Annotated in this window: 22 protein-coding genes; 10 read left to right on the forward strand and 12 right to left on the reverse strand. The window is 57.6% G+C overall.

Annotated features, from left to right (window positions below; translation table 11 throughout):
- The first annotated feature begins 176 nt into the window (after positions 1–176).
- The 3 genes from glyA (at position 177) to ACW9HW_RS10055 (ending at position 2759) form a co-directional block, all read left to right on the forward strand.
- Positions 177–1430: a serine hydroxymethyltransferase gene (gene glyA / locus ACW9HW_RS10045; RefSeq protein WP_095196635.1), complete on the forward strand. Its 1254-nt coding sequence runs from the start codon at positions 177–179 to the stop codon at positions 1428–1430.
- Between the two features lie 209 nt (positions 1431–1639).
- Complete coding sequence (locus ACW9HW_RS10050; protein WP_457399660.1) at positions 1640–2170, forward strand: hypothetical protein; 531 nt, start codon at positions 1640–1642, stop codon at positions 2168–2170.
- Between the two features lie 22 nt (positions 2171–2192).
- A complete protein-coding gene (locus ACW9HW_RS10055; protein ID WP_457399662.1) occupies positions 2193–2759 on the forward strand; it encodes a hypothetical protein in 567 nt (188 codons plus the stop codon).
- Positions 2760–2852: 93 nt separating this feature from the next.
- On the opposite strand, the gene yjiA is transcribed toward ACW9HW_RS10055, so the two are convergent.
- The 3 genes from yjiA to ACW9HW_RS10070 all read right to left on the reverse strand — a co-directional run bounded on the left by yjiA (position 2853) and on the right by ACW9HW_RS10070 (position 6263).
- Positions 2853–3824, reverse strand: coding sequence for a GTPase (gene yjiA, locus ACW9HW_RS10060; protein ID WP_457399663.1), 972 nt, complete (start codon positions 3822–3824; stop codon positions 2853–2855).
- A gap of 160 nt (positions 3825–3984) precedes the next feature.
- Positions 3985–4182 carry a YbdD/YjiX family protein gene (locus ACW9HW_RS10065; RefSeq protein ID WP_095196638.1) on the reverse strand — a complete coding sequence of 66 codons (198 nt, stop codon included), beginning with the start codon at positions 4180–4182 and terminating at the stop codon, positions 3985–3987.
- A 14-nt stretch (positions 4183–4196) separates the two neighbouring features.
- Positions 4197–6263, reverse strand: coding sequence for a carbon starvation CstA family protein (locus tag ACW9HW_RS10070; RefSeq protein ID WP_457399664.1), 2067 nt, complete (start codon positions 6261–6263; stop codon positions 4197–4199).
- A 157-nt stretch (positions 6264–6420) separates the two neighbouring features.
- Between ACW9HW_RS10070 and ACW9HW_RS10075 the strand changes: the two genes are divergently transcribed.
- Positions 6421–6789: a PilZ domain-containing protein gene (locus ACW9HW_RS10075; RefSeq protein WP_095196640.1), complete on the forward strand. Its 369-nt coding sequence runs from the start codon at positions 6421–6423 to the stop codon at positions 6787–6789.
- Positions 6790–6920: 131 nt separating this feature from the next.
- Here the strand turns inward: ACW9HW_RS10075 and radA are convergent, their stop codons facing one another.
- On the reverse strand, positions 6921–8288 hold the full coding sequence (radA, locus tag ACW9HW_RS10080) for a DNA repair protein RadA (RefSeq protein ID WP_457399666.1): 1368 nt from the start codon (positions 8286–8288) through the stop codon (positions 6921–6923).
- Positions 8289–8985: 697 nt separating this feature from the next.
- Here radA and mscL point away from each other — a divergent pair.
- On the forward strand, positions 8986–9399 hold the full coding sequence (gene mscL, locus ACW9HW_RS10085; protein ID WP_095196642.1) for a large-conductance mechanosensitive channel protein MscL: 414 nt from the start codon (positions 8986–8988) through the stop codon (positions 9397–9399).
- 46 nt (positions 9400–9445) lie between these two features.
- On the opposite strand, the gene ACW9HW_RS10090 is transcribed toward mscL, so the two are convergent.
- Positions 9446–10222 carry a ferredoxin--NADP reductase gene (locus ACW9HW_RS10090; protein WP_457399669.1) on the reverse strand — a complete coding sequence of 259 codons (777 nt, stop codon included), beginning with the start codon at positions 10220–10222 and terminating at the stop codon, positions 9446–9448.
- A gap of 335 nt (positions 10223–10557) precedes the next feature.
- On the opposite strand from ACW9HW_RS10090, the gene ACW9HW_RS10095 reads away from it, so the two are divergent.
- The gene (locus ACW9HW_RS10095) at positions 10558–11289 is read left to right on the forward strand and encodes an autoinducer binding domain-containing protein (protein ID WP_457399671.1); all 732 of its coding nucleotides are present in this window, start codon (positions 10558–10560) and stop codon (positions 11287–11289) included.
- A gap of 163 nt (positions 11290–11452) precedes the next feature.
- Positions 11453–12577 carry a methyltransferase gene (locus tag ACW9HW_RS10100; protein ID WP_457399673.1) on the forward strand — a complete coding sequence of 375 codons (1125 nt, stop codon included), beginning with the start codon at positions 11453–11455 and terminating at the stop codon, positions 12575–12577.
- A gap of 74 nt (positions 12578–12651) precedes the next feature.
- Here the strand turns inward: ACW9HW_RS10100 and ACW9HW_RS10105 are convergent, their stop codons facing one another.
- The 3 genes from ACW9HW_RS10105 to ACW9HW_RS10115 form a co-directional block, all read right to left on the reverse strand.
- A complete protein-coding gene (locus ACW9HW_RS10105) occupies positions 12652–12819 on the reverse strand; it encodes a DUF2474 domain-containing protein (protein ID WP_095196645.1) in 168 nt (55 codons plus the stop codon).
- 98 nt (positions 12820–12917) lie between these two features.
- Positions 12918–13925 carry a cytochrome d ubiquinol oxidase subunit II gene (gene cydB / locus ACW9HW_RS10110; protein WP_095196646.1) on the reverse strand — a complete coding sequence of 336 codons (1008 nt, stop codon included), beginning with the start codon at positions 13923–13925 and terminating at the stop codon, positions 12918–12920.
- A 3-nt stretch (positions 13926–13928) separates the two neighbouring features.
- On the reverse strand, positions 13929–15365 hold the full coding sequence (locus tag ACW9HW_RS10115; RefSeq protein WP_457399675.1) for a cytochrome ubiquinol oxidase subunit I: 1437 nt from the start codon (positions 15363–15365) through the stop codon (positions 13929–13931).
- A 482-nt stretch (positions 15366–15847) separates the two neighbouring features.
- Here ACW9HW_RS10115 and ACW9HW_RS10120 point away from each other — a divergent pair, with 482 nt between their 5' ends.
- A complete protein-coding gene (locus tag ACW9HW_RS10120; protein WP_457399676.1) occupies positions 15848–17089 on the forward strand; it encodes an MFS transporter in 1242 nt (413 codons plus the stop codon).
- 5 nt (positions 17090–17094) lie between these two features.
- Here ACW9HW_RS10120 and ACW9HW_RS10125 read toward each other — a convergent pair whose 3' ends face one another.
- Both ACW9HW_RS10125 and ACW9HW_RS10130 read right to left on the reverse strand, forming a co-directional pair.
- On the reverse strand, positions 17095–17646 hold the full coding sequence (locus ACW9HW_RS10125; RefSeq protein WP_457399678.1) for a DJ-1 family glyoxalase III: 552 nt from the start codon (positions 17644–17646) through the stop codon (positions 17095–17097).
- 82 nt (positions 17647–17728) lie between these two features.
- Positions 17729–18166, reverse strand: coding sequence for a DUF4879 domain-containing protein (locus tag ACW9HW_RS10130; protein ID WP_457399679.1), 438 nt, complete (start codon positions 18164–18166; stop codon positions 17729–17731).
- Positions 18167–18384: 218 nt separating this feature from the next.
- Between ACW9HW_RS10130 and ACW9HW_RS10135 the strand changes: the two genes are divergently transcribed.
- Both ACW9HW_RS10135 and trmA read left to right on the forward strand, forming a co-directional pair.
- Positions 18385–19680: an NCS2 family permease gene (locus ACW9HW_RS10135; protein WP_095196651.1), complete on the forward strand. Its 1296-nt coding sequence runs from the start codon at positions 18385–18387 to the stop codon at positions 19678–19680.
- Positions 19677–20756, forward strand: a complete 1080-nt coding sequence (trmA, locus tag ACW9HW_RS10140; protein WP_095196652.1) for a tRNA (uridine(54)-C5)-methyltransferase TrmA — start codon at positions 19677–19679, stop codon at positions 20754–20756. The genes ACW9HW_RS10135 and trmA overlap by 4 nt, the downstream gene beginning before the upstream one ends.
- Before the next feature lie 54 nt (positions 20757–20810).
- Here the strand turns inward: trmA and ACW9HW_RS10145 are convergent, their stop codons facing one another.
- A complete protein-coding gene (locus ACW9HW_RS10145; RefSeq protein WP_095196653.1) occupies positions 20811–21257 on the reverse strand; it encodes a DUF2442 domain-containing protein in 447 nt (148 codons plus the stop codon).
- A complete protein-coding gene (locus ACW9HW_RS10150) occupies positions 21254–21682 on the reverse strand; it encodes a DUF4160 domain-containing protein (RefSeq protein ID WP_457399682.1) in 429 nt (142 codons plus the stop codon). Before ACW9HW_RS10150 ends, ACW9HW_RS10145 begins: the two co-directional genes overlap by 4 nt.
- Between the last annotated feature and the right edge of the window lie 115 nt (positions 21683–21797).

Below are 21797 nucleotides of genomic sequence, written 5' to 3' on the forward strand. Positions count from 1 at the left end.
CACATTGGATTGCGATCTCCTGTGGGAGCGAGCCTGCTCGCGAAGAGGCCCGCAGGATCACCGCTGATCCCTGCATGAAGCCCACTTGTCTGCGACATGATGTCCTTTCATATGCCTTCCAAAACCCGTTGGGGTAGAATGCCCCCCTTTTCTGCCCCCGATCCTTGAGGACCGCCATGTTCAGCCGTGATTTGACTATTGCCAAGTACGACGCCGATCTCTTTGCCGCCATGGAGCAAGAAGCTCAGCGCCAGGAAGAGCACATTGAGCTGATCGCTTCGGAAAACTACACCAGCCCTGCGGTGATGGAAGCTCAAGGCTCGGTACTGACCAACAAGTACGCCGAAGGCTACCCGGGCAAGCGCTACTACGGCGGTTGCGAGTACGTCGACGTGGTTGAGCAGTTGGCCATCGACCGTGCAAAAGAACTGTTCGGCGCCGATTACGCCAACGTTCAGCCACACGCCGGTTCGCAAGCCAACAGCGCCGTTTACCTGGCCCTGCTGTCGGCCGGTGACACCATCCTGGGCATGAGCCTGGCACACGGCGGTCACCTGACCCACGGTGCCAGCGTTTCGTCCTCGGGCAAGCTGTACAACGCCATCCAGTACGGCATCGACGCCAACGGCCTGATCGACTACGACGAAGTCGAGCGCCTGGCGGTCGAGCACAAGCCGAAAATGATCGTGGCCGGTTTCTCTGCCTACTCGCAGGTTCTGGACTTCCCACGCTTCCGCGCAATCGCTGACAAGGTTGGCGCCTACCTGTTCGTCGACATGGCCCACGTGGCTGGTCTGGTCGCCGCTGGCGTCTACCCTAACCCGGTGCCATTCGCTGACGTCGTGACCACCACCACCCACAAGACTCTGCGTGGTCCACGTGGCGGCCTGATCCTGGCTCGCGCCAACGCCGACATCGAGAAGAAGCTGAACTCCGCGGTATTCCCGGGTGCCCAGGGTGGCCCGCTGGAGCACGTGATCGCCGCCAAGGCGATCTGCTTCAAGGAAGCACTGCAGCCAGAGTTCAAGGCTTACCAGCAACAAGTGGTGAAAAACGCCCAGGCCATGGCCAGCGTGTTCATCGAGCGCGGTTTCGACGTAGTGTCGGGCGGTACTGAAAACCACCTGTTCCTGCTGTCGCTGATCAAACAGGAAATCTCCGGTAAAGACGCCGACGCCGCTCTGGGCAAGGCTTTCATCACCGTGAACAAGAACTCCGTGCCAAACGACCCACGCTCCCCGTTCGTCACCTCCGGCCTGCGCTTCGGCACCCCGGCTGTGACCACTCGTGGCTTCAAGGAAGCAGAGTGCAAGGAACTGGCTGGCTGGATCTGCGACATCCTGGCTGACCTGAACAACGAAGCGGTAATCGACGCCGTTCGTGAGAAGGTCAAGGCGATCTGCAAGAAGCTGCCGGTGTACGGCGCCTGATAGCGGTAGCTTGAAAAAAACCCGGCCTGATGGCCGGGTTTTTTTGGCCCCTGCTTTAAGCCTTTAACGCTTCAAGAACTCACGAAAAACCCTGATACATCAACCCTCTAAAACAGCCTTTCTCCCCCCCATATAAGTTGCTAGCTTAATAACCGAACGAATGAGTTCGGAAAATCAATCTATACATATCAGAACATGGATGCACTGAAATGAATAAAAACCAAGAGCGGTCTTTCATCGCCACGATGAAAACAAACCATGGCAACCTTCACCTGCCTAAAATAACTTACGGAAAAACCACCCTGATTAAAAAGCTGGATTATGACACCTGGTCATTTGACGCAAACATGGACATTTCAAGTTACCTGTGCGTAAAAACCGACGCACCGGCAAATCAGATGAAGTTTTATTTTGACTGCATCGATGATTATTACTCTATTTACCTTCTTACAGATGGCCTGTACCACCGTTACGCATTGAGCAATGAAAACCAGGATTTCATCAGCGCTTTTCGTTATGACCATGAACAGACAACCTATAACCTGCTCGATGGGAACGGCCAAATTGTCACGCTGGACCAGATAAACACCGATACCCCCGTCCTCAGGATCCAGACAAGGGGCGGTCGTACTTTGAGCGCTCGGGGCAATACAAAGGTGGGCAGCCTGGTCTGCACGGGGAAAGTCAGTGCTCGGCCGCTGGACTTCAAATTTGAGATACTGAGTCGCGGCGCAGCTTGATCATTCAAGCAGGAAGATTCTAATGAGTACAGATAGACAAAAATCCTTTATTGCGACCATTGGCACAAGCAATAGCCCATTGCACTTCCTGGGCGAGATCCATGGAAAACAAACAATAGTTACGCCTACATTTGCCAGCGGCGGCTTTTTTACCGGGCGCCCACAAAAAAGGGATGATTCACACTTATTGGGTTTGTGCCCCGAAACCCCAATAGATACAAAGCCTCGATTAACGATTTATTTCAGGCATATCGATTGCGCATACAGGCTCTATATCCGCACGCCTGGCTCGTATTATGGAATGTGCCTCAGCACCAGTGACAACGGACTCATTGGAGCATTCTCCTCAGCAGAATCAGACACCTTTCATTTACTGAGAAACAACGGAATACCCCTTAGCCTTGAAAACCTGAAGAAACGTGAAGCCTGCATCTACTTGCAGGTTAAAAACTCGGGATTGATGCATCAACATACCGTCCGAGGTTCCCCCTACCTGTATATCGCTGACATCGGTGGAATGCCTTTGGCTTTCAACCTGAATATTCTGGAAAGAAACGCGCCTTACATCAATCATCCTGACGAAGTCTGATGCGCCGAATTCAAAATCGGCGGGCGGTGACAGAGGTGTCTCGCCCGCATTTTGCAGGACGGTGAAATACTGAAGAACGAATCCATCAATGATTCAGTTCGCAGCCACTTTGGCAAAACCCGCACGAATCTTCTCTTCCGGCAAATCATCGGCAATGAACACGATCACGCTTTCACGCGTTTCATCGTCCGACCACTCCGTATCCCAGTCGAAACCATAAAGCTTCAATACGCCCTGAAATACCATGCGCCGTGGCTCTCCCAGGATGTTCAACACACCTTTGTAGCGCAGCAACTGCTTGCCATGATCTTCCAGCAGTTCGTTCATGAACTCGCTGAGCTTGTCGATATCCAGCGGCTTGTCGGTGCGCAGCACCAGGCTGGAAATGCGATCGATGGAAGGCGCCGTACTGACCGGACGCAAACTCACGCCGCCTCCCAGGTCAGCATTGAGATTGAAGCCACGCACATCGAGCAGTTCGGCCAGATCGATCTTGCCATGGTCTACCGCACGAATGGGCGCGCGGCGGTTGATGCGGGTCAGGCGCTCACTCAACGCGATGAAAGCAGGCTCGTCCACCAGGTCGCGCTTGCTCACCAGCAAACGGTCGGCGAAACCGATCTGCGCCTGGGCAATGGTCTGGGTCAGGTGCAGTTCGGCATGTGCCGCGTCCACCAAAGTGATGATGCCGTCGAGGATGTAACGCTCGCGCAGTTCCTCGTCGATGAAGAAGGTTTGTGCCACCGGTGCAGGATCGGCCAGTCCGGTGCATTCGATCACCAGACGGTCAAAGGCGATTTCGCCGCTGTCCAGGCGCTCGAGCAGCAGGTACAAGGCTTTGGTCAGGTCGGTGTGGATGGTGCAGCAAACGCAACCGTTGGATAGCGTCATCACTTGAACCGGTTCGTCGCCCAGCAGTTGGGTGTCGATACCGGCGTCACTGAATTCGTTTTCGATCACAGCGATTTTCAGGCCGTGCTCGGCTTTGAGCAGGTGGCGAAGCAAGGTGGTTTTGCCTGCGCCGAGGAAGCCGCTGAGAATCGTTACCGGGATGGGAGAGGACACCCGAATCTCCTTTTTCACAAAATTAGAGAACAATAAAAAACAAATGTGGGAGCGAGCCTGCTCGCGAAGGCGATGTGTCAGTCAACACAAATGTTGAATGACAGATTGCATTCGCGAGCAAGCCCGCTCCCACAGGGGGGGCATCAGCCTGACTGTCGAATCAACAGCACTTCGGCCCACCCTTGCCACCGTAACGGGCTTCCTGGCGTTCGCGGAAGAACGTCTCGTAGTCCATCACCGGTTTGTCCGGGTGTTTGCTTTGCATATGCTCGACGTAGTTGTCGTAGTCAGGCATGCCGACCATCAGGCGCGCGGCCTGACCGAGGTATTTACCGAGGCGACTCAAGTCATTGAACATACTGCAATCCTCGATTACGCATCCGGCAGCGCCTGGAAGGGCGATTCTTTATCCGTACGTTCTTTTTTACCCCAGGAGGCAATGCCGACCTTGAGTGCATAGAACAGGATACTGAACACCACGAACAGGAACAGTGCGGTCAGTGTGGCGTTGGTGTAGGCGTTGAAGATCACATGCTGCATTTGCGTGATGTCCTTGGCCGGGGCGAGGATCTGACCATTGGCCAGGGCATCGCTGTATTTCTTGGCCAGCGACAGGAAGCCGATCGCCGGGTTGGCGTCAAACAGCTTGATGAAGCCCGCGGTGGTGGTGCAGATCAGCAGCCATACCGCTGGCAGCATGGTCACCCACACATAACGCTGGCGCTTCATTTTGATCAGCACCACGGTGCCGAGCATCAGCGCAATACCCGCCAGCATCTGGTTGGAGATGCCGAACAGCGGCCACAGGGTGTTGATGCCACCCAGCGGATCGATCACGCCCTGGTACAACAGGTAACCCCACATGGCCACGCAACCGGCAGTGGCGATCAGGTTGGCGGTCCAGGATTCGGTGCGTTTGAGCGCCGGCACGAAGGAGCCGAGCAAGTCCTGCAGCATGAACCGACCGGCACGGGTACCGGCATCGACCGCGGTCAGGATGAATAGCGCCTCGAACAGGATCGCGAAGTGGTACCAGAACGCCATGGTGTTCTCACCTGGCAGCACGCTGTGCAGGATCTGCGCGATACCCACCGCCAGGGTCGGCGCACCGCCGGCACGGGCCAGGATGGTGGTCTCACCGATGTCCTTGGCCACGGCTTGCAGCGCCTCCGGGGTAATCGCAAAGCCCCAGTTGCTGACCGCTTGTGCCACCGCCACCACATCAGTGCCGACCACGGCCGGCGGGCTGTTCATGGCGAAGTACACGCCCGGTTCGATCACCGAAGCGGCGACCATGGCCATGATTGCCACGAAGGACTCCATCAGCATGCCGCCGTAACCGATGTAACGGGCATTGACCTCGTTATCGAGCAGCTTCGGCGTGGTGCCGGAGGAAATCAGCGCGTGGAAACCCGATACCGCGCCACAGGCGATGGTGATGAACAGGAACGGGAACAGACCGCCCTTCCACACTGGGCCGGTGCCGTCGACGAACTGGGTCAGCGCCGGCATTTTCAGCTCGGGCATGGTGATCAGAATGCCGATCGCCAGGGCGACGATGGTGCCGATCTTGAGGAAGGTAGAGAGGTAGTCACGAGGGGCCAGGATCAGCCACACCGGTAACGAGGCGGCCACGAAACCGTAACCGATCAACATCCAGGTGATCTGCACACCGGTAAAGGTGAACGCCTTGGCCCACACCGGGTCGGCGGCAATCTGCCCGCCCAGCCAGATCGAACCGAGCAGTAGCAACACGCCGATGATCGAGATTTCACCGATGCGGCCCGGGCGGATGTAGCGCATGTAAATGCCCATGAACATCGCGATCGGGATGGTCGCCATCACCGTGAAAATCCCCCATGGGCTTTCGGCCAGGGCCTTGACCACGATCAGCGCCAGCACCGCGAGGATGATGATCATGATCAGGAAACAGCCGAACAGCGCGATGGTCCCGGGGATGCGGCCCATTTCTTCACGGACCATGTCACCCAGGGAACGACCGTTGCGGCGAGTGGACATGAACAGGACCATGAAGTCCTGCACGGCACCGGCCAGCACCACCCCGGCGATCAGCCACAGCGTACCGGGCAGGTAGCCCATCTGCGCCGCCAGGACCGGGCCGACCAGCGGCCCCGCGCCGGCGATGGCCGCGAAGTGGTGACCAAAAAGGATGTGTTTGTTGGTTGGAACATAGTCCAGACCATCGTTGTTGAGCACGGCGGGGGTGGCCCGTCGCGGGTCGAGCTGCATCACATTGTTAGCGATGAACAGACTGTAGTAACGGTACGCGACCAGATAGATGGCCACGGCAGCGACCACGATCCACAAGGCGTTGATCGCCTCACCTCGGCGCAATGCCACGACACCGAGGGCGCACGCTCCAACGATTGCCAGCACCAGCCAGGGTATGTGGCGTAGCGGGCTATTATTATTTTTCATTTTATTATTCCAGCCAGAGTGGACAGAAAGACAGCCAACGGAGTTTAGCTCTCCTGACGACAAAGGCCATACCCCAACGTTGGTCTAGAGCGCTGTGCTGGCTGGCAGGTTCTAACAATGCGGGTCTATAGTCAGCGAACATCTAGAGGATTGCGCCATGAGCGAACACCCTGCCGATCGCCGCCGCTTCAAACGTATTGCGTTCGATGCCAGAACCGAGCTGAGCCAGGGGGAATTCATCTGGCCGGTGAAGTTGATCGATCTGTCGCTCAAGGGCTTGCTGATCGAGCGGCCTGAGCCCTGGCTAGGTGATCCGCAGCAGGATTTTTTTGTCGACATTCATCTGAGCGAAGACACCGACATCGAAATGGATGTGCAACTGACCCATGAAGACCATGGCCAGCTCGGGTTTGTCTGCCGGCACATCAGCCTGGAGTCCATTGAGCGTTTGCGGCGATTGATTGAACTCAATCTGGGTGACCCGCAGGAGCTTGAGCGGGAATTGGGTGCGTTGATCGAAGTCTGACGACCTGATATCAATCTCAATGTGGGAGCGAGCCTGCTCGCGAAAGCGGTGTTGCAGCCAACATCAGTGTTGAATGTCAGGCCGCCTTCGCGAGCAGGCTCGCTCCCACAGGGTCCGTGTTTCTTCAGCAACTACTCGAACAATGCGTCCAAGGCTTGCTCCAGACGCGTGACGGCAATGATCTGCAACCCCGGCGGCGCTTCTTTCGGCGCATTGCCCTTGGGCACGATGGCACGCTTGAAGCCGTGCTTGGCCGCTTCCTTCAGACGTTCCTGACCGCTTGGCACCGGACGCACTTCCCCGGACAGACCGACCTCACCAAAAACCAGCAAGTCATGGGGCAGCGGCCGGTTGCGCAAACTGGACATCACGGCTGCCATCAACGCCAGGTCAGAGGCCGTTTCCAATACCTTCACGCCGCCGACCACATTGAGGAATACATCCTGATCGTGGGTGGGAATACCGCCGTGACGATGCAACACCGCCAGCAACATTGCCAAACGATTCTGATCCAGCCCCAGCGTCACCCGACGCGGGTTGGCCAGATGGCTGTCATCCACCAGTGCCTGGACTTCCACCAGCATCGGCCGGGTGCCCTCCCACGTCGCCATGACCACGCTGCCCGGGACTTCTTCCTGTGCACGGGTCAGAAAAATAGCCGATGGATTGGAGACTTCTTTCAGCCCTTTGTCGGTCATACCAAATACGCCCAACTCGTTAACTGCGCCGAATCGGTTTTTCACTGCCCGCAATAGACGCAGGCGCCCATCGGATTCGCCTTCGAAATAAAGCACGGTGTCGACCATGTGCTCCAGTACCCGCGGCCCGGCCAATGCGCCTTCCTTGGTCACGTGGCCGACGAGGAAAATCGCCGTGCCGCTTTGTTTGGCGTAACGCACCAGCAATGCCGCGCTCTCACGCACCTGGGATACACCGCCTGGAGCCGATTGCAGTTGCTCGGTGAAAATCGTCTGGATCGAGTCGATGACCATGACCTTGGGCTTTTCCTGCCGGGCCGTGGCAATGATGGTTTCGATACAGGTTTCGGTCATGACCCGCAGCTGATCCTGCGGCAAACCCAGGCGTCGGGCGCGCATGGCCACTTGCTGCTGGGACTCTTCACCCGTGACGTACAGGGCCGGCATGCTCTTGGCCAGGTTGCACAGGGTTTGCAACAGAATGGTCGATTTGCCGATACCGGGATCACCGCCGATCAGCACCACCGAGCCATCGACCAGGCCACCACCCAGTACCCGATCGAGCTCACTGGACGCAGTGGAAAACCGTGGGATCTCCTCGACGCTGACTTCAGCCAGGGTCTTGATCTGTGCCTGTTGACCAGCCCAACCGGTACGCCCTGTCGGTGCCGCGGCTCCGCCGCTTTCCACCATGGTTTCGGTCAACGTATTCCAGGCGCCACATTCGCCGCACTGGCCGGCCCACTTCGGGAAGGTTGAGCCGCACTCGGTGCAGCCGTACATGCGCTTGGCCTTGGCCATCTGAACCCCCGGCAAAAACCGCGATGATAGCGCAGGAAAGCGAACTCGGCGCAGGCTGATGCACAAGGCGCCTCGATAGTCATAACTTTGAAATGTACTAACGAGCAGATCTGAAAAGTAATATCAATTTAATTTTTAAATTTACAATTTTTCACATTAGATCCGCAGAAGATGTTTCAGGGAATAGATATTTACAATCGCACTCCACGAACTCCAGTTCAATTTCATTCGCCCTGTAACCGATAAGAACACATTGAGCCCTTCAGCAAATCAATATAAAACCTGTACAAAACTTATCAACAGAACCTCCAGCCGTACAATTCTTCCTCACTACTCCCATGAAAATTAGAAAGACTATTTTCACTCACCCACTAAACCCTCCTACCGACTTAGAGCATTTACTTCACCAATGAATAATAACAATCGATTGCCTGCATCGAGAGTTTTCGCCAGGATCCACAATCCCAAAACAGTACCTGACTTGAAGCCATTAATGAGAACGACGAGTAGATTCGAAAAGGACCTGTGAGAATGACCCGGCAGCGCAGAGCCAGGCGACAAATCGGCTATCTGAAAAACTTTTCAACGCCCCCCGGGTCGATTGCAGGCGAACACTGTCAGCAGTTGATTCGAGCACGATGCACATTGCTGATTTACACTGCGTTCACCAACCTCATCTGTAACAAGGAAATAACCTATGGGCGTGCTAAGTGAGTTCAAGGCCTTCGCGGTCAAAGGCAATGTGGTCGACATGGCCGTCGGTATCATCATCGGGGCCGCCTTCGGCAAGATCGTTTCGTCATTTGTCGGTGACGTGATCATGCCTCCCATCGGGCTGTTGATCGGTGGGGTGGACTTCAGTGACCTGGCCATCACGCTGAAAGCGGCTCAAGGTGAGGCCCCGGCAGTGGTGCTGGCGTACGGTAAATTCATCCAGAGCATGATCGACTTCATCATCGTCGCATTCGCGATCTTCATGGGCGTCAAAGCCATCAACCGCCTCAAGCGCGAAGAAGCCGTCGCTCCAACCCTGCCACCGGTTCCGACCAAGGAGGAAGAGTTGCTGAGTGAAATCCGTGATCTGCTCAAGGCTCAGAACAACAGGCCTTGACCGCTTGGACGGCCTATAAGAACGGCGCCTTCAGGGCGCCGTTTTTTTACCAGAAGTTTTCTACCGCCACCTGACCGGGCCGCCGGCTGAGGCTCAAGTGCATGTCGCGTTGTTTGAGCAATTTGCGCGTGTCGTCAATCATTTGCGGGTTGCCGCACAACATGACCCGTGAATGCTCGGGTGTCAGCGCCACGCCGGCTACCCGCTCCAGCTCGCCATTTTCGATCAGCGTGGTGATCCGTCCGTTAAGAGCACCGGGATGCTGTTCGCGTGTCACTGTGTTGATCAGCTGTAATTTGTACGCATACTCCGTCAGGTATTCTCGCTGTGTAAGCCCTGCAATCAGGTCCTGATAGGCGAGTTCCCGTGATTCGCGCACGCTGTAGACCAGGATGATTTGCTCGAATTTCTCCCACACCTCGAAATCCTGCAGGATCGACAGAAACGGAGCCAGGCCAGTGCCTGTGGATAACAGCCACAGATCACGCCCATCGACGAATCGATCGAGCGTCAGGTACCCAAAGGCCTGGCGGTCGACCAGCAGCGTATCGCCAACACCCAACCGACTCAGTTCACTGGTGAACTCGCCCCCCGGCACTACGATGGAAAAGTATTCCAGGTACTCATCGAAGGGCGATGACACCATGGAATAGGCGCGCCAGACCGTACTGCCATCAGCCTTGGTCACGCCCAGGCGGGCAAATTGCCCCGCGCGAAAACGAAAGCCCGCATCCCGGGTAGCGCGCAGGGTGAACAGGTTCGGGGTCAACGGCTGGACGTCGAGCAAAGTCTGGCGAGTAAATTTATCTTCGCTGGCAGTCATGGTGGGCTCCATTCAACAGATAGCCACAGTGTCTCGCAAAGCGAGCCCCATAAACACGGGTGATTTGTAGTGTCTTTGGCAAACATTCTTGATTTCACCAACCCGCACACAAGCCACTAACTATTCAGTTAACATAAAAGCTCAATAGAATGAAAACCACCATTTAAATGAGCCCACTCATTAAACTATCGTTAGAACCAGACGCTTAGTTTGAGAGACGTTAGTAAGTCTAAAAAATCTCAACATATAAGTAAGAAACATCCTACACTTGCCTTCGCGCCGATCTTCTGGATCCAATATGCGCCCCAAAGCTATCACGACTGTGGAGCCTCATGATGGAAAGGTGGAAGGAGTCACAACTAAAACAATTATCAACAGCAACCGAGCCGGAGGTCGCTTACGAAATCGCACTGAGATTCGCGAAAAATATCGGTTTTAAATTTTTCGCTTTTTCAACGACTTGCCCAACCAACACCGAACACTTTCACACTGTACGGTTCAACAATTACCCAAAAGACTGGAACTCTGAATATGAAAAAAAGAAGTTTGGCGCCCTCGACCCAGTAGTGGCACATTGCAATCGATCCATGCTGCCTATTCTTTGGAGCGAAGAGCTTTTCTGCAATGTGCCATGGATATGGGAGACACTTGAATTACAAGGACTTCAACATGGTTGGTCACAAGCCGTTCATGACGAGGAAACCGGTTTCTGCAGCATTGTGAGTCTGGCCAGAAGCCATTGCCCGATTAACATGTTGGAGCTTTATGAGTATTTTGGTTTCTCCGTCTTTATTGGTCGGCATCTGCATAAGCTGGTCGTACAGACACTGCCCAAGGAGCCGGCCAAATCGTCCATGCCACATTTATCACCGCGGGAAATCGACGTGTTGAAACTCGCGGCAGCCGGTAAGACGGCATACGAAAGCGCCCGGATTCTCAATCTCAGCGCCCGCACGATCAATTTCCATATCCAGACAGCCATCCAAAAATTCGGAGTCAATAACAAGGTTTCGGCCGTCATTGCCGCCGTCAAGGCTGGTTATCTCAATAGCAACGCGATGCGCTGAGCCGAAAAACCTGCGGGTAATCCAACTCAAAAAAACGTACCATTCGCGGTCCCATCCTGAGTGATGACGTGTGATTTTCCCACGACGCAGTCCACTCGGACGGCCCCGCCGCCAAGATGCCCCTGGGCGCGGGATATCCGTTGATTACCCAGAGCCCCGCCCCATGCCTTTGCTCGAAACGCCTTTCGCCAGCCTCGACCTGATCCGCCAGCCCGAACAGCAGAACGAACCGCTGCAAGCCTTCGATGCGGCCGATGAGTACCTGCTCAACCACCTGGCCGAACAGCAACCCTCTGTCGACACGCGGGTACTGGTGCTGAACGACAGTTTCGGCGCGTTGGCCGCCAGTCTGGCCAGCAAGGTCAAGGTGACCAGCAGCGGCGATTCTTTCCTGGCCTTTCAGGGGCTGGAGAAGAACCTGGCCCGCAACGGCCAGGCGTTTGATGCGGTGCCGGCCATACCCGCCAGCGAAGTATTGGCGGGACCGTTTGATCGGGTCCTGGTACGGGTGCCAAAGACCCTGGCGTTACTCGAAGAACAACTGATCCGCCTGCAAGGCCAGTTGGCGCCCGGCGCTCAAGTGATCGCGGGAGCAATGATCAAACATTTGCCACGGGCCGCGGGTGATCTGCTGGAGCGCTACATCGGCCCGGTGCAGGCTTCGCTGGCGGTGAAGAAAGCCCGCTTGCTGATTGCCACGGTTGAAACCAAGGCGCCGGTTACCTCGCCCTACCCGACCCGTTATCGCCTCGATACCCCCTCCATCGAATTGCTCAACCACGCCAACGTCTTCTGCCGCGAAGGCCTGGATATCGGCACGCGGGCTTTTTTGCCGCATTTGCCGAAGAACCTTGGCACAGCAAGGGTTGCCGACCTCGGATGCGGTAACGGCGTGTTGGCCATCGCCAGCGCCCTGCAAAACCCTGAAGCCGATTACACGCTGGTGGACGAATCGTTCATGGCGGTGCAATCGGCTGCCGAAAACTGGTGTGCGGCGCTGGGCGAGCGCGATGTCGTCGTGCGTGCCGGTGATGGTCTGGCCGGACAGGAACCCCAGTCGCTTGACGTAGTGCTGTGCAATCCACCGTTTCACCAGCAACAGGTTGTCGGCGACTTCCTGGCCTGGCGGATGTTCCAGCAAGCGCGTGAGGCGCTGGTGGTCGGCGGCGCGTTGTACATCGTCGGCAATCGTCACCTGGGTTATCACAGCAAACTGGCGCGTTTGTTCCGTGGTGTCGAGCAAGTGGCGGCCACGCCGAAGTTCGTGATTCTCAAGGCCCGCAAATAACCGGACAAAAAAAACCCTCCAATCGGAGGGTTATAAATCCGCGCCTGCAGGCGACGGGATGGGATGTCAGGTTTTCAATGCGTGCTCAGGCCAGCGGCGTTCATGAACATCCGCATCAGGCTGGCCACAATGAACAATGCACCGACGCTACCGACCCAGATCAGGGCCAGCCAGCCAAGCCGCTGCCACAGCGGTTTTTTTTCGGCTTGTTTGATGTCGTGCAAGGAAGGTTTGCTGGACATTGCTTCAATCCTCTTTCAGATCGATGGCGCCGCGACCGACGCCATCGTCGGAGCGCCGCCCGGACCAAGCTTTGCTCCTACAGGTTCAATGTGCTGGCTTAGTGGTAACCGTCTTCATGGGTGACCTTGCCGCGGAACACGTAGTAGCTCCAAAAGGTGTAGCCCAGGATGAACGGGATGATGAACAGCGTGCCCACCAGCATGAAGCCCTGGCTTTGCGGCGGTGCAGCGGCATCCCAGATCGAGATCGACGGCGGCACGATGTTCGGCCACAGGCTGATCCCCAACCCGCTGTAACCGAGGAAGATCAGCACCAGTGTCAGCAGGAAGGGTGTGTAGTGCGCATTGCGCGCCACCGCGCGGATCAAGCCGTACAGGGTCACCAGCACCAGAATCGGCACCGGCAGGAACCAGAACAGGTTAGGCAGGGTGAACCAGCGGGCGGCAATCTCGGCGTGCGCCAACGGCGTCCAGATGCTGACGATACCGATCACCGCCAGCAATACGAACGCCAGCGGCCGCGCCAGGTCGTGCATCTGTTCCTGCAACTTGCCTTCGGTCTTCATGATCAGCCAGGTGCATCCCAGCAGTGCATAAGCCACCACCAACGCGGCGCCGCAGAACATCGTGAAGGGCGTCAGCCAGTCCAGTGAACCACCGGCGAACTGGCGATCGACCACCGGCAGGCCATCGATGAAGGCCCCCAGCGCCACGCCCTGGAAGAACGTTGCCGTGATGGAGCCGCCAATGAACGCCTTGTCCCAGAGGTGACGCTTGTCGTCCCGGGCCTTGAAGCGGAACTCGAACGCCACGCCGCGGAAAATCAAACCGACCAGCATCAGGATCAATGGCAGGTACAACGCCGAGAGCACCACCGAATAGGCCAGGGGGAAGGCGCCAAACAACGCTGCGCCGCCCAGCACCAGCCAGGTTTCGTTACCGTCCCAGACCGGGGCGACGGTGTTCATCATCACATCGCGGTCGCCCTTGCCCGGAATGAACGGGAAGAGAATGCCGATGCCCAGGTCGAAGCCATCCATGACCACGTACATCATGATGCCGAAGATGATGATCACGGCCCAGATCAGCGGAAGATCAATACCCATGGTTCAAATCTCCTTGGTCACGGTGCGGTCGGCATCGGAGTGATCGTCGTCGGCAGCCGACAGTGGACGCGCCGGTGTGCGTTTCTGGCCGGGACCTCCATCATTGGTTTCCTTGCCTTCGTCGATCTTCGGTCCTTTGCGCACCAGGCGCATCATGTAGCCCAGACCGGCACCGAACAGCGCGAAATACACCACGACAAACAGGATCAGGGTGATGCTCATCTGCATGAAACTATGGTTGGAGGACGCATCCGCCGTGCGCATCAGACCGTAGACCACCCACGGCTGACGGCCGACTTCCGTGGTGAACCAGCCGGCAAGGATCGCGATCAGGCCGGACGGCCCCATCCACAATGCCAGGTGCAGGAACGGCCGCGAGGTATAGAGCTTGTCGCGTTTACGCAGCCACAGGCTCCACAACCCGGTGAAGATCATCAACATGCCAAGACCGACCATGATCCGGAACGACCAGAACACGATGGTCGAGTTCGGCCGGTCCTCCGGTGGGAACTCCTTGAGCGCCGGCACCTGTTTATCCAGAGAGTGGGTCAGGATCAGGCTGCCCAGGTATGGAATCTCGACGGCGAATTTGGTCCTCTCTTCTTTCATGTCCGGCCAACCAAACAGAATCAGCGGAGTCGCCTCGTTGCCGTGGTTTTCCCAGTGGCCCTCGATCGCGGCAATTTTTGCCGGCTGATGTTTCAGTGTGTTGAGGCCGTGGAAGTCACCGATGACGGCCTGAATCGGCGCCACGATCAATGCCATCCACATGGCCATCGAGAGCATCTTGCGGATTGCCGGATTGTCCTTGCCGCGCAGCAAGTGCCAAGCCGCGGAGGCGCCCACGAAGAATGCTGTGGCGACGAACGCCGCCGTGGCCATGTGCATCAGGCGATAAGGGAACGACGGGTTGAAGATCACCGCCAGCCAGTCGGTTGGAATGACCTGGCCGTTAACGATCTCAAAGCCCTGCGGAGTCTGCATCCAGCTGTTGGAGGCGAGAATCCAGAAGGTCGAGATCAGCGTGCCGATGGCGACCATGACCGTGGCAAAAAAGTGCAAGCCCCGTCCGACCTTGTTCCAGCCGAACAGCATCACACCCAGGAAACCGGCTTCGAGGAAGAAAGCCGTCAGCACTTCGTACGTCAGCAACGGCCCGGTCACGGACCCGGCGAAGTCCGAGAAGCGACTCCAGTTGGTCCCGAACTGATAGGCCATGACCAGCCCCGAGACCACGCCCATGCCGAAGTTGACGGCAAAGATCTTCGACCAGAAATGGTAGAGGTCACGGTAGGTGTCGTTGTGGGTTTTCAGCCACAAGCCTTCGAGTACCGCCAGGTAACTCGCCAGGCCAATGGTGATGGCAGGGAACAGGATGTGGAACGAGATAGTGAACGCGAACTGAATTCGGGCGAGATCAAGTGCCTCTAAACCGAACATAAGTCTTCCTCTGTCAGGTAGTACGGCTGCTGGCTGGAAGCCTGCACCCACGGCCCCCACGGATATGGAGTGTGGCGAATCTCTATTTGTTCTTTTTTTACACGCATCGCTACGCAGGGAGTCTGGCCTTGCGGCCGCCGGATCAATTCCTTTAAGGGTTTTGACCTGGATCAAGCAACGTTGAAAGAGTAGTCCCATTTCCGGGGTTGAACTGCGTGGTCTTTTGCCGCGTGACAAGTTGCCTCATGGTTGGGGTAACAGGCAGAAACATATCCCTTGTGGGAGCGAGCCTGCTCGCGAATGCGATGGGTCAGTCAACATTACGGTGAATGCCACTCCGTTTTCGCGAGCAGGCTCGCTCCCACAGGAATTTGTTGCGTTGCAGGAATCGATGTCTGGCTAATGAAATTTTCATAATCAGCAACTTCTTGTTACAGGCTGGTGATAATCTCGCCCTTCCCCTCCTCCAGATTTGCCTTCAAATGCCCAGCCAAGAGCCTTTGCTGTTACGTCACCATCGCCCTTTCCTTGCGTTCTGGCTGGCCCGGGTTTTTACCGCCAGCGGTTTTCAGATGCTCACTGTGGCCATTGGCTGGAATCTCTATCAACTGACCGGCAACGTGCTCGACCTTGGCCTGGTCGGTTTGGTGGAGTTCGCACCGCGTGTGCTGTTCATGCTGCACACCGGGCACGTGGCGGACCGCTACGACCGGCGCAAGGTCGCGGCGATCTGTCAGTCCTTGCAAGCGCTGATCGCCCTGTCGCTGGCCATCGGCAGCGCGACCGACCATGTCACCCGGGAGATGATCTTCATCCTCGCCTTCCTGCTCGGCGCCGCCCGTTCCTTCGAAATGCCGACCACCCAGGCGCTGCTGCCGAGCATCGTGCCCAGCGCTCTGTTCCCCCGGGCCGTGGCCGCCGCGCAATCGGCCCAGCAGTCGGCAACCATCGTCGCACCGGCACTCGGCGGTTTGCTCTACGCGTTCGGCAGTGTGTGGGTCTATGGCCCGACGGTGATCCTCTACATCATTGCCTGCACGCTGATGCTCAATCTGCCCGCACGGCAAACGCCGCTGAACAAAGGCAAGGCCACCCTGGATTCGTTGTTGGCGGGCATCCGCTTCATCCGTAGTCGTCCGGACATTCTCGGGGCGATTTCCCTGGACCTGTTTGCCGTCCTGCTCGGTGGCGCGACGGCGTTGTTGCCGGTTTTTGCCAAGGACATCCTGCTCACCGGCCCGTGGGGCCTGGGCCTGTTGCGCTCGGCACCGGCGGTGGGTGCGCTGTTGATGTCGCTGTTCCTGGCGAGGTTTGCCGTGGAACGCAATGTCGGGCGGGTGATGTTCACCGCAGTGGGCGTATTCGGTGTGGCAACCATCGCCTTCGGTCTGTCGACCTCGTTCTGGTTCTCGCTGGCGGTACTGGTGGTACTGGGCGCGGCGGACATGATCAGCATGGTGATCCGTGCCTCGTTCGTGCAACTGGAAACCCCGGACGAAATGCGCGGCCGGGTCAGTGCAGTGAACGGTTTGTTCATCGGCGCCTCGAACCAGTTGGGCGAATTCGAATCCGGCCTGACCGCCCACTGGTTCGGCACCGTGCCGGCCGTGGTCATGGGCGGTATCGGCACGCTGGTGGTGACCGGTACCTGGATCAAGCTGTTTCCGACATTGGCCCAGCGCGACCGTATGCATATGCCGGTGGAAGAAGAGGCTAAGGTCTGAGTGATCTAAACAACCAACTCCCCCGCCACCGCCGCCCGCGTGGCTTTGCCGCACAACTGTTCCACCAGTGTCAGGGCAAATGCCAGCGCAGCGCCCGAACCCTGGGCGGTGATGCAGTTGCCGTCGACAACGACCGGTTGATCGACGTAGTTGCAGCCTGAGAGTTGATGACTGGCCGAAGGCAGGCAGGTCATGCGCCGCTGGCGCAACACGCCAAAGGTTTGCAGCGCCACTGCCGGGGCTTCGGCGATACCCGCGTACAGGCGACCGGCCGCGGCCTGGTCCTTGATCAGTTGTTGCAAGGGTTGATGGGTCGCCAGGTGTTGCGCGCCTACGGCTCCGCCGGGCAGGACGATCAAGTCGAAGGGCTGGGCCAGCAAATCCACCAGCATCGCATCGCTGGTGAGGCGGGTACCGCGGGCACAGGTGAGCATGCGTCGCCCTTCGATGCTCGCCACCACGACTTCCACCTTGGCGCGGCGCAGCACATCGACGAGGGTCACGGCTTGCAGGTCATCGATGCCCTCGGCGAGGGTAATCAGGGCTCTAAAGGTCATGAGGGCAATCCACAGAATGATCCTTGAAGCGTAGTCAGCTTTCCTTACCCTTGTTCGAGGCCGGCTGTTTCTTGATGTAAAGCTACTTGATGTAAAGCTGCGTCGACATCGTGTTGCCCGGCGCATTGATCGAGGTGTTGCTGAAGGTGAACGTGCCTTCCTGTTTGCCGGCAAGACTGAAGATGTACAGATTGCCGACTACCTTGGTTCTCTGGGAGCAATCGGTCAGGTTGCCATTTTCGTAGGCGCAGACCGGCGTGCGGGCGCCGTCCACTTCAAAGCCATCGAGCGCGACATGGGGTTGGCTGCGACCGTAGCCCACTTCCAGCACGTAGACCCTGATGTTCGGGCCACGGTGATTGCAGCGGGTCTGCGCCTGTCCTTCATCAATGGTTTCAAAACCACAGCCCGGCGACTCGACTTTCAGCACTTTCACCTGGGTCAACGGCGGTGCCGAGGCCGCCGAGGCGGTTTGCGCCCCCAAGAACAATGCCATCAAGATCAACAGACACTTTTTCATGCATGCCCCCCCAAAAAACCAGCGCGCAGTATGGCTGACTTGGGCCAAACGCAAAACATCGACGACGATCACCACCATAAGCAGCCATAACCCTGTGCTGCTGGTATGATGCGCGGCTTTTTCCGACCCACAGAAAATTCCCAGGCGCCTGCAGCGGTCTGTGCTTTGCTGTTGAGGTCGATACATTCACGGCGCCCGGCGCGCCACGGGGAGCAGACATGCTGGAAAGGCTGTTTCAACTCAAGGCACACAACACCAACGTACGCACCGAGATTCTGGCGGGCGTCACGACCTTTTTGGCCATGGCCTACATTCTGTTCGTCAACCCGAGCATCCTCGGCGAGACCGGCATGGACAAGGGTGCGGTGTTTGTCGCCACCTGTCTGGCAGCCGCCATCGGCTCCGCGACCATGGGCCTGATCGCCAACTATCCGATCGCCCTCGCACCGGGCATGGGCCTGAACGCCTTCTTTACCTACACCGTGGTCCTGCACATGGGCCACACCTGGCAAGTGGCGCTGGGTGCGGTGTTCATCTCCGCCGTGTGTTTCTTCCTGTTGTCGATCTTCCGCATCCGTGAATGGATCATCAACAGCATCCCGCTGCCGCTACGTTCGGCGATCGCCGCCGGTATCGGCCTGTTCCTGGCGCTGATTGCCCTGCACAACGCGGGCATCGTGGTCAGCAACCCGGCGACCATGGTCGGCCTCGGTGACTTGAAACAACCGGCTCCGATCCTCGCCACCCTCGGTTTTGCCCTGATCGTCGCCCTCGAAGCGCTTGCCGTACGCGGTGCGGTGCTGATCGGCATTCTGGCCGTGACCATCGTGTCGATCCTGATGGGCTTCACCCCGTTCGGCGGCGTGACCTCGATGCCTCCTTCGCTGGCGCCGACCTTCCTGCAACTGGACATCAAGGGCGCACTGGACATCGGTCTGGTCAGCGTGATTTTCGCCTTCCTGTTTGTCGACCTGTTCGATAACTCCGGCACCCTGATCGGCGTTGCCAAGCGCGCCGGCCTGATGGGCAAGGACGGCCACATGCCGAAAATGGGCCGCGCCCTGATCGCCGACAGTACCGCCGCCATGGCCGGTTCCCTGCTGGGCACCTCGACCACTACCAGCTACATCGAATCCGCCGCCGGTGTGAGTGCCGGGGGCCGTACCGGCCTGACCGCCATCGTCGTGGCGATCCTGTTCCTGCTGGCGTTGTTCTTCTCGCCACTGGCTGCCAGCGTTCCAGCCTTCGCCACCGCGCCGGCATTGCTGTTCGTCGCCGTGCTGATGACATCCGGCCTGGCCGAAATAGACTGGGACGACATTACCGTTGCCGCACCGGTCGTGGTCACCGCCCTGGCCATGCCGTTCACTTATTCCATCGCCAACGGCATCGCCTTCGGTTTCATCGCCTGGACCGCTATCAAACTGCTGTCCGGCCGCGGCCGTGAGCTGAACTCGGCGCTGGTGATTCTGTCGATTCTGTTCGTGATCAAGCTGGGTTGGTTCAACGCATGACTTTTGATTCCCAGGCCTACGCCGTTCAGCTCGAAGACAAGGTCACGCGCCTGCGTGACCTGCTAGCCCCATTCGACGCGCCGGAGCCGGCTGTATTCGACTCGCCGCTGCAGAATTTCCGCCTGCGCGCCGAATTCCGCTTGTGGCGTGAAGCCGGCGAGCGCCACTACGCAATGTTTTCCCAGGAAGACAAACGCACGCCGATCCTGATCGAAGAATTCCCGATTGCCAGCCTGCGCATCAATCAGTTGATGCCGCAGCTCAAAGCGGCTTGGCAGGCCAGTTCGGCCTTGAACCACAAGCTGTTTCAGGTGGAGTTCCTCACCACCCTGGCCGGCGATGCGATGATCACCCTGTGTTATCACCGCCCGCTGGACGAACACTGGCACGCGGCGGCCACAAAGCTGGCGACCGATTTGAACGTCAGCATCATCGGCCGCTCCAAGGGCAAGCGCGAAGTCATCGGTCACGATTACGTGGTCGAGAAACTGAAAGTCGGCGGTCGCACCTTCAGCTATCGCCAGCCCGAAGGCGCGTTCACCCAGCCTAACGGCACAGTGAACCAGAAGATGCTTAACTGGGCGTACGACGCACTCGGCGATCGCTCAGACGACTTGCTGGAGCTGTATTGCGGCAATGGCAACTTCACCCTGCCCCTCGCCACCCGCGTGCGCAAGGTGCTGGCCACCGAAATCAGCAAGACCTCGGTTAATGCGGCACTGAGCAACCTCAGCGAAAACGCGGTGGATAACGTCACTTTGGTGCGCCTGTCCGCCGAAGAGCTGACCGAAGCGCTGAATGAAGTGCGTCCATTCCGCCGCCTGCACGGCATCGACCTGAAAAGCTACGAGTTCGGCAGCGTCTTCGTCGATCCGCCCCGCGCCGGCATGGATCCGGACACCTGCGAACTGACCCGGCGTTTCGACAACATCCTCTACATCTCCTGCAACCCGGAAACCCTGGCGGCCAACATCGCCCAACTGCACGACACTCACCGCATCACCCAATGCGCGATGTTCGACCAGTTCCCGTGGACGCATCATATGGAATCCGGGGTGTTGTTGACCCGGCGGTAATCGCTGATGCCAAAAACAAATCAGCCGTCATTACGACGGCTTTTTTGTGGGCGTTCAAATCACCATGTCGGCCTTGCGTGGCCGCCCACCTTTCTTGCCATTGGCCCTTGCAGCTTCGGCTTTGGCGGCGCTGCTCTGGCGACCATTGCGCGAGGCAATCACCGAGGCCGCCATTGTCATCAACGGCTTGCTTGCCGAGATCATTCCGGCGATAGACACGTGCAGGTCCTTGCCTTCATGGCACAGTGCAGTTCCTGCAAAGCCAACGCTCAACCCGTCAAAATCCTCGACTTCAAAGTCGTCGAACTCAGGATAGTTCGCTACAGGCAGCAATACACCGCAGCCATCTTCGAAGCTAACGGCCAGGCACGGGGCAATGAAGTTGACTGCCGTCGCTTGCAGGCTGTTGTTCATGCGCAGTTGCCCTCGCCTGATGGCTTCGTCCAGGCGGCTTTCCGTCACGGGTGTATCAGACTGAGCCTTGACCTTCACCGTTTTCATAACTCGATCTCCACGCATTTCTGTGCACCTATCAGGGACAGGCGCGTCGTGTTCGTTTCAGGTTGGTAGCGAGCCGATCCAATCATGTTGGTGGTGCTGATGACTCTTTTAACGACGACGACTTCATTGCTGTGCCAGTCCCACAATTGGTTTTCAAGACAAACTGTCTGTAATTTCCGCCACCAGATATCACGAGCCCGCAGCAGATAGGCAGGTTGCTTGAGCGACTGGCGCAAACCCTCAAGCACTGCCACGGGTGGCCGATGCGAGAGCGGAACAACGTCCCAGAGTTCCACGCCGTTGTGCCAGAAGCTGAACTTGAACCGCGCACTCCAGCCTCCTCCATCGACATGCGCATGAGGCGGACAATGCTCATCACGTAACATGATCACCACCGACAGTCCTTTGTAGCTGCATACTTTCATGCTAACCCATCCGTTAGGTTATTGAGTCCGAAGATTCGGCCGTCCCAAAAAAATCCGACCATTGGCGCTGAACGCCAAATCGTGAGGGAGTTTCAGCCTAGCGCCCAGACCCGCT

It is taken from the genome of Pseudomonas sp. SDO5532_S415 (genome assembly GCF_054071155.1).